This is a genomic window from Halorubrum coriense DSM 10284 (genome assembly GCF_000337035.1).
GTDB lineage: Archaea > Halobacteriota > Halobacteria > Halobacteriales > Haloferacaceae > Halorubrum > Halorubrum coriense.
This window is the reverse complement of sequence record NZ_AOJL01000005.1, coordinates 19,773-34,043: the sequence shown is the minus strand read 5'-3', so window position 1 is coordinate 34,043 and position 14,271 is coordinate 19,773. Positions and strand designations below refer to the sequence as shown.

The following is a 14,271-nucleotide window of genomic DNA, read 5'->3' as shown; positions in this document are numbered from 1 at the left end:
GCCGACCGGGGTTCAGTCGTCGGCCTCCACCGGCGGAGTCTCGGCGCGCACCGCGGCCGCCAGCGCGGCGACCCCCTCGTCGATCTCGGCGGGTGAGGCGTGGCTGAACGAGAGCCGCGCGTGGCGCGTCCCTCCGTCGTCGGCGTAGAAGAACGAGCCGGGGAGGTACGTCACGCCCTCGTCGATGGCGTCGGGGAGCATCGCCTCCGCGTCGACGCCCTCCGGGAACTCCACCCAGACGAAGAAGCCGCCGTCCGGGTCGCTCCACGTCGTCCCCGCGGGCATCCGCTCCGTCAAGCTCTCCATCATCCGGTCTCGCCGCTCGCGGTATCCCGCGCAGAGTTCCTCGATGGCCCGTTCGAGCCGACCGTCCTCGGCGTAGCGGGCGATGAGCCCGCGGGTGTAGCTCGGCTCTCCGCCCGCGTTGATCCGCTCGAACTGCTCGACGAACGACTCCTCGGCGATGATCCACCCGGTCCGGACCCCCGGAGCGACGGTCTTCGAGAACGTGTTGGCCCGGATCGCGCGGCCGGTCCGATCGAGCGCCCTGATCGGCGGCGGCTCCGACCCGTCGTACCGGAGCTGGCCGTACGGGTCGTCTTCGAGGACGACGAAGTCGTACGTCTCCGCCAGTTCGAGGAGTCGCCTGCGGCGCCCCTCGGAGAGCGTCACGCCGGTCGGGTTGTGGAAGTTCGGGATGGTGTACAGCAGCTTCGGGAGCGGCTCTCCCGCCGCCTCGCGGGCGGCCAGCTCGTCGGCGAGCGCCCCGACGTCGAGCCCGTCGGCGTCCATCTCGCACCCCTCGATGTCGACGCCGTAGTTGCGGAACAGCCGCAGCGCGCCCATGAACGTCGGCGACTCGACGAACACCGTGTCGCCGGGGTCGAGGAAGGTCTGACACACCGTGTCTATCGCGTTCGTCGCGCCGTTCGTCAGGTGGAGCTGCGACGTCGTACAGTCGATGCCGCGGTCGCGGGCTCGATCGGCGATCACCTCGGGGAGCGCGTCGGCGTACTCGCCGCCGCCGTACTGGAGCGCGCAGTCGCCCTCGTACTCGAAGAGGGACTCGGCCGCCGAGACCAGCTCGTCGTTCGGGAACGACTCGGGATAGGGGAAGCCGAAACTCAACGGGACGGCGTCCGCGTCCCGGATCGACCGCCACGCCCCGTACACGGAGCCGCCCTTCGTCTCCCGAACCGTCTCGCTGAACAGATGATCGAGATCGTCCGAGTCTGATCCGTCCATTCGGTATCAAGTACCACCTTTCGACTCAAGAACATAAGCGTACTGCCCGCAATAGTCGAATGATCAATCACATATTGACAATATAGTCGCCTCATCAGCAGTTCGGCCGCGGCGACGCCGGACACGCGCGAATGCGACGTTCGCGGGGCCCTCGTCGCCGACGGCCGGCGTCGGCTCACTCCGCCACGGAGGCCAGCTCCATCAGGGGGTAGCCGTCCTTCATCGCCATCCGCGTGCGGACCGTGACGCCCTCGTACGCGATCCGCATCTCGACGTCCATCAGCGAGCCGGTGAGCTCGGTGTAGCCGTTCTCGTGGTCGATGGCGTCTGCCACGCGGTCGTCGTGGATCGTCACGTCGACGGCCTCGCAGTGCGGCTGGTTCTCTATCGCCTCCGCCATCGCGCCTTCGAGGCTCCGGGTGCTGGACGGGCTGACCGGCGTGCCGGCGAACTGGTGGTACAGCGAGCCGAACTTGATCCCCGCCTCGAAACACGCCTGCTGGGCGTCGGTTGCCATGCCGGAACGCGGCCGCGGCGAGGCAAGAAGGTTCTGACGCGACCGGGCGGAACCGAAGGCGTTTGGTGCGGCGGGCGGAACGGGTCGGTATGAACCAGCTCCGCGTCAGCGGCGGGCGAGTGCTCCGACCCGACGGCCGGGTCGAGCGGGCGGACGTGGCGGTCGACCGCGACGAGGGAACGATCCGGGCCGTCGGGGAGCCGGGCGAGATCGACGAGGCGGTCGACGGTGGGGCCGCCGAGACGCTCGACGCCGCGGGGTCGCTCGTGATCCCCGGGCTCGTCAACGCGCACACGCACGCCGCGATGACGCTGCTCCGCGGGTACGCCGACGACAAGCCGCTCGACCCGTGGCTCCGCGAGGACATCTGGCCGGCGGAGGCGGAGCTGACGCCGGACGACATCGAGGCGGGCGCGGAACTCGGCGCGCTGGAGATGATCCGGTCGGGGACGACCGCGTTCGCGGACATGTACTTCGCGATGGACCGCGTGGCCGAGGTCGTCGACCGCGCGGGCCTCCGCGCCCGGCTCGGCCACGGGGTGGTGACGGTCGGGAAAGACGACGCGGACGCGCGGAGCGACGTGGAAGAGAGCCTCGCGGTCGCCCGCGAGCTCGACGGCGCCGCGGACGGCCGGGTCCGGACCGCGTTCATGCCGCACTCGCTGACGACGGTCGGCGAGGAGCACCTCCGCGAGGGGGTCGCCGCGGCGCGCGAGGCGGACGTCCCGGTCCACCTCCACGCGAACGAGACGACCGACGAGGTCGACCCGATCGTCGACGAGCGCGGGGAGCGACCGATCGCGTACGCCGAGGACCTCGGCGCGCTCGGTCCGGACGACTTCTTCGCGCACGGCGTCCACGTCGACGGCGACGAGATCGACCGCCTCGCGGCGGCGGGGACCGCGGTCGTCCACTGCCCGGCCTCGAACATGAAGCTCGCCAGCGGGATGGCCCCGGTTCAGCGCCTCCGCGAGGCCGGCGTGACGGTCGCGCTCGGCACCGACGGGGCGGCCTCGAACAACGACCTCGACGTGTTCGACGAGATGCGCGACGCCGCGATGCTCGGGAAGCTCGCCGCGGACGACGCGAGCGCGGTCCCCGCCGACGCCGTCGTGGAGATGGCGACGGCCGGCGGCGCGGACGCCCTCGGGCTCCCCGGCGGCCGGATCGAGGCGGGCGCGGCCGCCGACCTCGCGGTGGTCGACCTCGACGCGCCGCACCTGACGCCGGTCCACGACCCCGTCTCGCACCTCGCGTACGCGGCCCGCGGGAGCGACGTGCGCCACACCGTCTGCGACGGCGAAATCCTCATGCGCGATCGCGAGGTGCTGACGCTGGACGCGGAGGCGGTCCGAGAGCGCGCCGCGGCCGCCGCGAGCGACCTCGTCGACCGCGTCGAGTCGGCGTAGGGAGCACACTGCTTATAAATAGAACTGCGGTGGCGCGTGCCGACGAGCGCCCGCAGGGCGTGAGGCGCACGCGCGAGGGAATCGGCCGACCAGAGCGAAGCGGAGGGAGGCCGACGAGGCTGGGGAGGTGTGAGGTGCTGTGCGTTTGGGGGGGGACTCAAAGGGGCAGTCGCGAGGACGAAGNGGAGGCCGACGAGGCTGGGGAGGCGTGAGGCTGCGGTGCTGAGCGGGGCGGGACTCAAAGGGGCAGTCGCGAAGTGGGCGCAGGTGACGTAAGCACTGGAAGGAGCGAGCGAAGCGAGCGACTGAAGCGCGCAACGAGCGTGCGCCCGCTTCGCGGCTGGGGCTTTGGCGGTGCTCTCTGCGAGAGCGACTCGAATTGAAACTGCGCAAACGTGTCGCGCGCGAGCGACGGGCGACCCGAAATCGGGAGCGAATCCGGGTTCGATCGCGGCCAGATCCGCGGTCGAACGCCAGAGGCACAGAATAGCTGTTTCAGCTCCGTTAACCCGGATACAAACCGAATTAATCCGCGTTTAACGACTTTCCTTTTTATACAGATAGGGGGATTGGACCCGAGTGGACATGAGCGAACGCATCACAGCGATCCTACTGGTCGCGGTCGTCGCGCTCGGCGCGATGACCGGCGTCGCGGCCGCCGAGGGCCACCTCGGAGTGGCCGTCGAGCAGGACGCGGACGGAACGGCGACGGTCACGGTGACCGAGAACGACACCGCGGTCGAGAACGTCACGGTCAACGTGAGCGTCGTCGACGCGGAGAACGAGTCGTACGCGGGAGCGGGCGAGTACGAGACGGACGCCAACGGCACCGTCGAGCTCCGCGCGCCCGACGAGGACGTGACGGTCGACATCACGGCCGTCTCGGGTAACGAGACCGCCTCGGCGACGGTCGACCTCGAAGCGCCCGACGGCCTCGAACTCGACGTGGCGAACACCGACGACGAGCCGGTCGTCACGGTGACCGACAACGACAGCGCGGTGGAGAACGCCTCGGTGAACGTCGTGCTCGCCGACGATGCCGGTGAGAACGTCTCGTACGCCGGAACGGGCGACTACGAGACGGACGCGAACGGTACCGTCGACCTCCCGGCCGCCGAGGAGAACGTCACGGTCGACGTGACCGCCGATACGGAATCCGAGAGCGTCTCGGCGACCGTCGACCTCACCGTCGAGGGGGAGGACGACGAGGCCGAGGAGACGCCGTTCGGCCAGCTGATCCGCGACTTCATCGAGGACATCAGCGACCGCGAGGGCGGCATCGGCGCGGCCGTCTCCGACTTCGCGACGGAGAACAACCCCGGTAACGCCCCGGACCACGCGGGCGGCCCCGGCGGCCCCGACGACGCGGATGACGACGAGGACGCCGAGAACGAGACCGACGCGCCCGGCAACGCGCCGGACGGCGTCGGCCCCGACGGCGAGCAGGGCCCACCGGACCACGCCGGTGACGGCGCTGAGGACGGCGAGGACGACGCGGACGACGACGAGTCCGAAGACGAGGCGGAGGAGGAGGACGAGGCGGAAGCGGAAGACGAAGCCGAGGAGGACGACGAGGATGAGGAAGACGACGAAGACGACGACGAGGACGGCGAGAGCGGTCCGCCGGACCACGCGGGCGGCCCGGGCGGTAACTGACGACGCGGTCCGCGGTTCGGGTCGGTGACGCGGGCGACGGTCGCCCGCGGACCGATTTTCTTTTTCTGAGCGTACTCCGGTGTCGGCAGGGTTTAGTGCGCCGTGAGCGAACCGGGAGGTATGAGCGAAACCGCGTATCCGCCGGTGTCACAGCACCTCTCGGACGTCGAAGCCGCCCGCGAGGAGGGACGCCGGAAGATGGACTGGGCGCTCCAGCACATGCCGATACTGAACGCGCTGCGCGAGGAGTTCGTCGACGAGCAGCCGCTCGCCGGCGAGACCATCGCGATGGCGATGCACGTCGAAGCGAAGACGGCGAACCTCGTCGAGCTGCTCGCCGAGGGCGGGGCCGAGGTGGCGATCACCGGGTGTAACCCCCTCTCGACGCACGACGACGTGTCGGCCGCGCTCGACGCCCACGAGTCGATCACCTCCTACGCCGTGCGGGGCGTCGACGACGACGAGTACTACGACGCGATGCACGCCTGTATCGCTCACGAGCCGACCATCACCGTCGACGACGGGATGGACATGGTGAAGCTCGTCCACGAGGAGTACCCGGGCCTGATCGACTCCATCGTCGGCGGGGCCGAGGAGACGACCACGGGCGTCGACCGCCTGCGCGCGATGGACGCGGACGGCGAGCTCCACTACCCCGTCTTCGCCGTCAACGACACGCCGATGAAGCAGCTGTTCGACAACGTCCACGGCACGGGCGAGTCGTCGCTCGCGACCATCGCGATGACGACGAACCTCTCGTGGGCCGGGAAGAACGTCGTCGTCGGCGGCTACGGCCAGTGCGGGAAGGGCGTCGCGAAGAAGGCCGCGGGCCAGAACGCGAACGTCATCGTCTGCGAGGTCGACCCGCGGAAGGCGCTCGAGGCCCACATGGAGGGGTACGAGGTGCTGCCGATGGCCGAGGCCGCGGCGAAGGGCGACGTGTTCATCACGACGACGGGCAACCGCGACGTGATCACCCGCGAGCACTTCGCGGAGATGAGCGACGGTGTCCTGCTCGCGAACGCCGGCCACTTCGACGTGGAGGTGAACCTCGACGACCTCGACGACCTCGCCGTCGACCGCTACGAGGTCCGCGACGGCGTCGAGGGGTTCGAGATGGAAGACGGTCGCGTGCTGAACGTCATCGCGGAGGGCCGGCTCGTCAACCTCGCCGCGCCCATCGCGCTCGGCCACCCGGTCGAGGTGATGGACCAGAGCTTCGGCGTTCAGGCGGTCGTCGTCCGCGAGCTGGCCGCCAACGGCGACGCGTACGACGCCGGCGTCCACGACGTGCCCGACGAGCTCGACCGCGAGGTCGCGGACATCAAGCTCGCCGCCGAGGGCGTCGAGTACGACGAGCTCAGCGACGAGCAGCGCGAGTACATGGGGAGCTGGGAACACGGGACCTGAGTCGGCCGGACGCCGCCTCCCGACCGCGTCGGTTCGACCCGCTTTTGTGCGGCGCGACCGTATCGAACGTATGAACCTGACCGCGGTGTTACACTCCGGATTCGGCGTCTCGGTGTTGGCCGGAATCCTCGTCTCGGACACGACGCTCCGCATCGCCGCCTTCGCGCTCGGCGCGGTCCTCTTCGTCGCCGGAATCGTCGTATCGCGCCGGGGCGGCTGAGCGAGGCCGGCGTCGCATCGCCCCGCCCAAACCGCGGCGACGGACTCCGGCTCGCGCCCTTTTTCACCCGCGACCGCCTACGAAGCCCAGTGACAGTCACGAGCGTCCACGACCCGAGCCACCGCGAGGCGCTCTGGGAGCTGGAGGACGCCTTCGAGCGCGGCGACCTCGTCAGCCTGTTCGGCCGCTGCACGGTCACGTACGAGGGCCGCGCGGCCTCGGACCTCGGCCCCGGCGACCGGCTGGTGGTGTTGAAGCCCGACGGGGCGGCCCTCGTCCACACCGACGAGGGGCGACAGCCGGTCAACTGGCAGCCGCCGGGCTCGGAACACCGCGCCGCGGTGCGCGAGGGGCGGCTCCGCGTGCGCTCGACGCGGAGCAACCCCGACGAGACCCTGACGGTCCGCTTCGCGGCCGTCCACCAGCTCTCCGCGATGACCGTGACGGGCGGTCGCGACCTCACCCTTCACGGCAGCGAGGAGGACCTCCGGACCCGGATCTTGGAGTACCCCGACCTCGTCGAAGCGGGGTTCGAACCGCGGGAGACCGAACGTCCCTCCAGCGCCGGCCCGATGGACGTCTTCGGCGTCGACGCCGACGGCGCGCCGGTCGTCGTCGAACTGAAGCGCCGTCGAGTCGGCCCGGACGCCGTGGGACAGCTCGCGCGGTACGTGCGGGCGCTCCGCGAGGAGCTGGGAATCGAGTCTGGCGACGGAGAGGGAGACACCGGCGACGAGAGCGAGGCCGCCCGCGACGGCCCCCCGAGCGTCCGCGGAATCTTGGTCGCCCCGTCGGTCACCGACCGGGCCGCGGAGCGGCTCGCGGACCGCGGGTTCGACCACGTCGCGCTCGAACCGACGCCGGAAGAGTGAGATCGCGGCGTGTCAACGCGGGACGCGATCGGGCGGGAGTCGGCGCTGACTCCCCGGCGATCCGCGGCGGACGCCTCGCTATCGAAGGGTTTATCGCCGCAGCGCGGGCTACATCGGACAAGTAGCCATGTCTGACAAACCCGCCTCTATGTATCGGACGATCGACAAGCCGTCGTACACCCGCCGCGAGTACATCACGGGCATCCCCGGCTCGAAGATCGCCCAGCACAACATGGGCGACCTCTCCGCGGAGCCGGACGACTACCCCGTCCAGATCAGCCTCCGCGTCGAGGAGGAGCTCCAGGTTCGACACGGCTCGCTGGAGAGCGCGCGCCTCTCGGCGAACCGCCACCTGATCAAGGAGCTCGGCGAGGGGAACTACAAGATGACCCTCCGCAAGTTCCCTCATCAGGTCATCCGAGAGAACAAGCAGGCGACCGGCGCGGGCGCGGACCGCGTCTCCGACGGGATGCGCCAGGCGTTCGGCAAGCCCGTCGGCACCGCCGCGCGGCTCAACAAGGACGACGTCGTCTTCACGGCCTACTGCGATGTCGAGCAGGCCTCCGTCGTGAAGGAGGCGTTCCGCCGCGCCTACAACAAGCTCTCGCCGCCGTGCCGGATCACGGTCGACCGCGGCGAGAAGCTGCTCGTCTCGTAACGACCGCCGACTCCCCCGTCCGTGAGGCGGGTTCTTTTCCGCGCGTTCGCACGACACAGCCGCGGCTCCCTGCGGTCGTGACCGATCGGCCCTCGAGCCGAACACCTGAAATACCTCGCTCGCGTACCGCACGGCAGTGTCACAGCAGTTGGCCGAGGTCGAGACGCTGTTCCTCCACGAGTCGCGGAGCGACTACACCGTCGTCGCGAACCGCGACGGGAGTCGCGTGCTCCGCGGGCGGCTCGAACTCAAGGAGACCTCCGCGGGCCCGCGTCCGGGGAAGTTCCGCGTGATCCGCGACGGCGAGGACCACCCCCGTCAGCCGGACGAGTTCGTCGACCTCGCGCGGGCGGCCGGCCGGATCCGCATCTCCGAGCAGACCTCCCCGGAGAACCGGGCGCGGCTGAAGGAGATGCTCGACGGCTACCAGCTGGAGGCGACCGCGGTCCGGACCTGCCGCCGCTGCGCGAGCGACGGGCGGTACGGACCGATCACGAGCGATGACGCCATCGAACACAACGGCGAGCTGATCTGTCGGGACTGCGCCCGGCGGGAGCTAGAGCGGGAGCTGTCGTACAAAGGCGAGTTCACCGGGGCGGCCGAGGAGCGGTTAGAGGAGCTGCTGTACGAGTCGGGCGACCTCGACCGGATCGTGAGCCTCCTCCAGGGCGGGCTCGACCCCGACCTCACGAAGTACGACGAGGTGTCGGCGAACGTCGACGACGTCTCGCCCGTGCGGACCGAGGACCTAGACGTTCACCCGGACCTGTCTTCACATCTTCAGGGCCGGTTCGAGGAGCTGCTGCCGGTCCAGAGCCTCTCCGTGCGGAACGGGCTGCTCGACGGCGACGACCAGCTCGTCGTGAGCGCGACGGCGACCGGGAAGACGCTCGTCGGCGAGCTGACCGGGATCGACCGCGCGCTGAAGGGCGACGGGAAGCTCCTCTTCCTCGTCCCGCTCGTCGCGCTCGCCAACCAGAAGCACGAGGACTTCGAGGAGCGGTACGGCGACCTGCTCGACGTCTCCATCCGTGTCGGCTCCTCGCGGGTGAACGACGACGGCAATCGCTTCGACCCGCACGCCGACGTGATCGTCGGGACCTACGAGGGGATCGACCACGCGCTCCGGACCGGGAAGGACCTCGGCGACGTGGGGACGGTCGTCATCGACGAGGTCCACACCCTGAAGGAGGGCGAGCGCGGCCACCGGCTCGACGGACTCATCTCCCGGCTGAAGTACTACAGCGAGGACCGGATGGAGACCCACGCGGGCTACGACGGCACGCAGTTCGTCTACCTCTCGGCGACGGTCGGGAACCCGGAGTGGCTCGCGGAGAAGCTCCGCGCGACGCTCATCGAGTACGAGGAGCGCCCGGTCCCCATCGAGCGCCACGTCACCTTCGCTGACGGCCGCGAGAAGGCGCAGATCGCCGACAAGCTCGTGAAACGCGAGTTCGACACGAAGTCGTCGAAGGGGTACCGGGGGCAGACGATCATCTTCACCAACTCGCGGCGGCGCTGCCACGAGATCAGCCGCAAGCTGCGGTACGACTCCGCGCCGTACCACGCCGGGCTCGACTACGGCCGCCGGAAGAAGGTCGAACGGCAGTTCGGGAATCAGGACCTCTCGGCGGTCGTCACCACCGCGGCGCTGGCGGCCGGCGTCGACTTCCCCGCCTCGCAGGTGATCTTCGACTCGCTGGCGATGGGGATCGAGTGGCTCTCCGTCCAGGAGTTCTCGCAGATGCTCGGGCGCGCGGGCCGGCCGGACTACCACGACCGCGGCCGGGTCTACCTCCTCGTCGAGCCCGACGGCGTCTACCACGGCTCGATGGACCGCACGGAGGACGAGGTGGCGTTCACCCTGCTGAAAGGCGAGATGGAGGACGTGGCGACCCACTACGACGAGACCGCGGCCGCCGAGGAGACGCTGGCGAACGTCGTCGTCGCCGGGAAGAAGGCGAAGCGCCTCAACGACCGCATGATCGGCGAGGTGCCGACGAAGCACGCGCTCGGCAAACTGTTAGAGTGGAAGTTCATCGACGGCTTCGAGCCGACGCCGCTCGGTCGGGGCGTCACCCGGCACTTCCTCGCGCCCGACGAGGCGTTCTTCATCCTCGACTCGGTCCGGAAGGGGACGGACCCCTACGACATCGTCGCCGACCTCGAACAGCGCGACGACGAGGAGTGAGCGCGGCGCAACGAAACCCTTTAGCGGCTCTTCGGGGTACATAATCGTGTGGGGCCGTGGGGTAGTGGTATCCTCGCTGCCTTGGGTGCAGTGGACCTGAGTTCGACTCTCAGCGGCCCCATTTTGCTATCGCGAATACCTCGTGAGAGCGACGGCAACGGTTACTAACGAACGGACGGTGGCGCGCGCCTCCGAGCAGCCGAAGGCCGGGAGGAGCGCGTGCGAGGGAGTCGCGGTCGCCGACGGCGACCGCGACGAGGCTGGGGAGGCGTGAGGCTGCGGTGCCGGGCGGGATTCAAAGGGGCAGCCGCGAGGGCGGCGCAGGCGACGCAAGGACCGCAAGGAGCGAGTGAAGCGAGCGACTGAGGACCGCAGCGAGCGTGCGCCGCCCTCGCGGCTGGGGCTTTGGAGGGATTAGTCGCCGATCTACCAGTGACTGTTTGTTAGCAAGCCGCTGGGGCTTTGGAATTCGTCACCGCACCGCAAATCACTGGTTAAAAACGATCTCAGGCCAAATCCGTCAACGACTGCTGCTCGTACACGTCGGGGTCGGCGGGCGGCGCGTCGCGGATCTCGGGGTAGTACTCCCGGAGCTGGGTCGCCAGTTCCTCGCCGAGCCGGACCGGGACCGCGTTGCCGATCTGTTTCAGCACGTCGGTCTTCGTCCCCTCGAACGCGAACTCGTCGGGGAACGTCTGGAGCCGGGCCATCTCGCGGGGCGTGAGGTAGCGGTCCTCGCGCGGGTGGATGAAGACGTTCGTGCTCACCGTCAGCGACGGTTCCTCGGGGTCGAGCCGGCGGAGGTACGTCCCGTACCGCTTGACGATCTCCGGCTCGTGCGGGCAGGTATCGGTGTCCTCGCAGTCGCACTGGTACTTCTTCGTCTTCAGGCGGTCGGGGAGGTCGCGGTAGTAACCGCCCGGGGGGACGTGGCGGATGCGTTCGAGCGTCTTCTCGCCGGTGTCCGCGTACGTCATGTTCGGGAGGTCGTCGCTCGCGTCCGCGAGCGCCTCGCCCGCGGTGCGCCAACTCCCCTCGGGCGTCGTGGGCTCGGGGAAGCGGATCGGCACGTCGCGGTCGGTCCCGATGAAGAAGATCCGACGGCGCTTCTGGGGGACGCCGTACTGTTCGGCCTCCAGCACCCGGTACTCGCATTTGTAGCCGTGGGCGGCGAACTCGTCGACGATGAGGTCTTTCACGTACCGGTCGTCGCTCGTCTGGCGGTTGATCAGGTCGCGGACGTTCTCCATCAACACCAGCCGGGGTTCGAGGACGGAGACGACCCGGAGGAACTCCTCGAAGAGGGTGTTCCGGCGGTCCTTCTCCATCTCGTCGAGCTCGATCTGCTCGTTGTTGAGCCGGCTGAACCCCTGACAGGGCGGCCCGCCGATCACCACGTCGACGCCGTCGGGGTCGTAGCCGGCCCCCGCGACCGCGTCGCGGATCGCTGGAGCGTCCAGTTCGCGGACATCGCCTTCGAGGACCTCCGTGTCGGCGAAGTTGCGGCGGTACGTCTCCGCGGCCGGCTCCCACTGGTCGCTCCCGAGTGCCACGTCGAAGCCCGCCCGCTCGAAGCCGAGGTCGAGGCCGCCGCAGCCGGAGAAGAAGCCGGCGACGACCGGCGCGTCGGCGTCGTCGCTCGTGGCGTCGGACTCGGAGCCGGCATCCGACTCGGGGCCGGCGTCGGCGTCAGCGCCCACCGGCATCACCTCGCCGGAGCGTGGGCGCGCGTGCTCGGTCCATTTCGTGACTCGATTCGCCGCGGGCGCATAAAAGCGTCACACCTCGGGGCGGAAGGGCCGTGGGCGGGCGGCCAGCGAGTCGTCGTCCGAGGTCAGGCCCGTCGCTCGCTGATCTCCTCGGCGATCCGCTCGTCGGGCCGGCGGAGCTCGCCGGACTCGACCTCGTAGACGTAGCCGGAGACGGTCGTGTCGTCGGGGATGAACGCGGACTCGTGGAGGTACTCGACCTGCGCGGCGCAGGCCGCGTCGATGTCGTCGGTCATCTTCACCCAGTCGAGGAGGTCGGCGTCGCCGATCGTGAGATCCGGCAGCGACGGGTCGAGGTCGGCGGCGTCGACGTCGCCGGCCTGCGCTTCGAGGCCCTCGCGGATCGCCTCGTCGGGCGCGCTCATCATCCCGCAGTCGGTGTGGTTGATCACGACGATCTCGTCGGTGTCGAAGAAGTTGGTCGTGAGCGCGGCCGACCGGATCACGTCGTCGGTCACCTTGCCGCCGGCGTTGCGGAACACCTGCGCGTCGCCGAGGTCGATGCCGAGCGCCTCCTCGATCGGAATGCGTTCGTCCATACAGGCGACGACGAGCAGGTTCTCGTCGGTCGGGATCCCCTTGCGGCGACGGCGCGCCCAGTCGTCGCGCTCGTCGACCGCGGCTTCGAGGCGCTCGCGGTGCGTGTCGTGGTCGGCGTGATCGGCGTGACCGCCGTCGGCGGCGTGGTCGTGCGATGTCATCGACGGATCGGAGGGGCGGGAGAAACGGGGCCGTTGCGGAAACCGCGATCCGCGCCGTCGCCCCGGATCGGCGGCGATATCGTCCGATATCGCGGAGCCGCTCGGAACCGTGCGATCCGGATTCGACCGACGCGGGCGGGTCGGTGCGTCGACCCAGGCGATCCGCCCGCGGCCTTTCGAAATCCTTTTGTCTCGAATCGGCGTTGATGCGAGTGCGAGCCGCCTTAGCTCAGACTGGGAGAGCACTCGACTGAAGATCGAGCTGTCCCCCGTTCAAATCGGGGAGGCGGCATATTTCGAGACGGTGAGCGGAGCGAGCCGTCGAGGAAACGACGCCGAGGCGATTTGAGCAGGCGAGTCGCGAGTCCGAACAGGGTGAAGACGTGCGTCTCGGCGAGTTCAAATCGGGGAGGCGGCATAACTTTTCGCCGCGATTCACGTTCGTGAGCACCGGCACCTGACCGAGCTGTCCCCCGTCCCCGCGAGCGAAGCGAGCGGGGCTCGGAAGACATCGCTCAGGTGTAGCTATCGATGAGGTCTGACACCTCGTCGATGTAGTTCTCTCGGACGCGCCTGTTCGACATCTCTTGGATCTGTGTCGACGTCTGAGCGATGTCCGGACTCGTACCGAAGGGTCGGTCCACGAGGTCGTACTGTGAGATCAGCTCGATCCCTTCGGCCTCAGGCGACGCGAGATTTTCGATGATCGAATCGATGGACCGCCGTATTTCGGTTCGCTCCGCGAAGTCGGGGCAGCGAGTTATCCACCCGTGGCCCCCGTCGCGTTTGTAGGCGGCCCAGATGTCCGCCTCGAAGAACCCCGTTTCGGCTCTGTATTCGATACCAGACACATCGTCGTCTTTCACGTAGATCGCGTACTCGGGGGCCTCTTGATCGAGTCCGAAGATGGAGAAGAAGTCGTCCCACTCGGTCGGTAGATCGTCGAGCTGACCGGTCAAAGCGACGTCCCACACGTACGTGTCGTCGTTCGTACGGTCTTTGCGCCAGGAGTCAAAGAGAGCCTCATCGATGAAGACGGGTATCGAGTTGCGCCCGATCCCCTGATAGAGCCCCGCGTAGTAGACGCCCTCCCTCGGTTGTAGACGGATCACCGGTTGGCCCGAGCTGATACTGACGAGAGCGTCGATACCCGCCGGGGCTTCCATCGAGAGTGCGTCCCTGAACTCGAAGTGCCGTTGCTTGACGAGTTGTGGGTCACCGAAGATCATCGGTGCGTACACGGACAGCGTCCCGTCGACCGTGACGTACGATCCCGGGTTGAGGGAGTCTCGTCGATGTGCGCCCCAGAACTCTTTGACGCTCCCGACGGTGTCTATTCCGCCGTCCGGAACGGCAGTGTCTCGCTGGTGATAGACGCTCGCCGCGTTGACGCCTAAGGAGAGTGCCCCGAGCGTCGCCGAGAGAGGGTCAACCATACCGCGACGTTAGGTAAGATCACTTAACAGTCCTCGGGTTGCGGGTATCGGAACCCCGGAGACAGTTCCGATCCGTCCCCGAGCGTCGACGCCGTTCTGTCGCCGCCGCGCAGCGTTCGGTTCCCGAAGAGCACGGTTTCCGGGTGTTCGAATCGAAGATGCGGCATATTTCGAGACGGTGAGCGGT

At 68.7% G+C, this 14,271-nt stretch carries 12 protein-coding genes and 2 tRNA genes; 9 read left to right on the top strand and 5 right to left on the bottom strand.

Going from position 1 to position 14,271, the window contains the following annotated elements:
- Positions 1-12: 12 nt before the first annotated feature.
- Together C464_RS00225 and C464_RS00220 are read right to left on the bottom strand one after the other, a co-directional pair.
- Positions 13-1,245, bottom strand: a complete 1,233-nt coding sequence (locus C464_RS00225; protein ID WP_006111456.1) for an aminotransferase-like domain-containing protein — start codon at positions 1,243-1,245, stop codon at positions 13-15.
- A 175-nt stretch (positions 1,246-1,420) separates the two neighbouring features.
- A complete protein-coding gene (locus tag C464_RS00220) occupies positions 1,421-1,762 on the bottom strand; it encodes a dihydroneopterin aldolase family protein (protein WP_006111455.1) in 342 nt (113 codons plus the stop codon).
- An 89-nt stretch (positions 1,763-1,851) separates the two neighbouring features.
- Here C464_RS00220 and C464_RS00215 point away from each other — a divergent pair, with 89 nt between their 5' ends.
- The 8 genes from C464_RS00215 (at position 1,852) to C464_RS00185 (ending at position 10,299) form a co-directional block, all read left to right on the top strand.
- Positions 1,852-3,171: an amidohydrolase gene (locus C464_RS00215; RefSeq protein WP_006111454.1), complete on the top strand. Its 1,320-nt coding sequence runs from the start codon at positions 1,852-1,854 to the stop codon at positions 3,169-3,171.
- A gap of 585 nt (positions 3,172-3,756) precedes the next feature.
- The gene (locus tag C464_RS00210) at positions 3,757-4,827 is read left to right on the top strand and encodes a hypothetical protein (RefSeq protein ID WP_006111453.1); all 1,071 of its coding nucleotides are present in this window, start codon (positions 3,757-3,759) and stop codon (positions 4,825-4,827) included.
- Between the two features lie 120 nt (positions 4,828-4,947).
- Positions 4,948-6,237, top strand: coding sequence for an adenosylhomocysteinase (locus C464_RS00205; protein WP_006111452.1), 1,290 nt, complete (start codon positions 4,948-4,950; stop codon positions 6,235-6,237).
- Positions 6,238-6,307: 70 nt separating this feature from the next.
- Positions 6,308-6,457 (top strand): hypothetical protein, encoded by a 150-nt coding sequence (locus C464_RS19055; protein ID WP_167539324.1) that lies wholly within the window; start codon positions 6,308-6,310, stop codon positions 6,455-6,457.
- Between the two features lie 89 nt (positions 6,458-6,546).
- Positions 6,547-7,329 carry an endonuclease NucS gene (gene nucS / locus C464_RS00200; RefSeq protein WP_006111451.1) on the top strand — a complete coding sequence of 261 codons (783 nt, stop codon included), beginning with the start codon at positions 6,547-6,549 and terminating at the stop codon, positions 7,327-7,329.
- A gap of 127 nt (positions 7,330-7,456) precedes the next feature.
- The gene (locus C464_RS00195) at positions 7,457-7,987 is read left to right on the top strand and encodes a 50S ribosomal protein L16 (protein ID WP_004599151.1); all 531 of its coding nucleotides are present in this window, start codon (positions 7,457-7,459) and stop codon (positions 7,985-7,987) included.
- A 136-nt stretch (positions 7,988-8,123) separates the two neighbouring features.
- The gene (locus tag C464_RS00190) at positions 8,124-10,178 is read left to right on the top strand and encodes a DEAD/DEAH box helicase (RefSeq protein ID WP_006111450.1); all 2,055 of its coding nucleotides are present in this window, start codon (positions 8,124-8,126) and stop codon (positions 10,176-10,178) included.
- Between the two features lie 50 nt (positions 10,179-10,228).
- Positions 10,229-10,299: transfer RNA gene (locus C464_RS00185), tRNA-Pro, on the top strand.
- A 385-nt stretch (positions 10,300-10,684) separates the two neighbouring features.
- Here the strand turns inward: C464_RS00185 and C464_RS00180 are convergent.
- Positions 10,685-11,884 carry a DNA cytosine methyltransferase gene (locus tag C464_RS00180; protein ID WP_006111449.1) on the bottom strand — a complete coding sequence of 400 codons (1,200 nt, stop codon included), beginning with the start codon at positions 11,882-11,884 and terminating at the stop codon, positions 10,685-10,687.
- Positions 11,885-12,012: 128 nt separating this feature from the next.
- Complete coding sequence (locus C464_RS00175; RefSeq protein ID WP_006111448.1) at positions 12,013-12,648, bottom strand: beta-class carbonic anhydrase; 636 nt, start codon at positions 12,646-12,648, stop codon at positions 12,013-12,015.
- 218 nt (positions 12,649-12,866) lie between these two features.
- On the opposite strand from C464_RS00175, the gene C464_RS00170 reads away from it, so the two are divergent.
- Positions 12,867-12,940, top strand: a tRNA-Phe gene (locus tag C464_RS00170).
- 223 nt (positions 12,941-13,163) lie between these two features.
- Here the strand turns inward: C464_RS00170 and C464_RS00165 are convergent.
- Positions 13,164-14,084 (bottom strand): hypothetical protein, encoded by a 921-nt coding sequence (locus C464_RS00165; RefSeq protein WP_006111447.1) that lies wholly within the window; start codon positions 14,082-14,084, stop codon positions 13,164-13,166.
- Between the last annotated feature and the right edge of the window lie 187 nt (positions 14,085-14,271).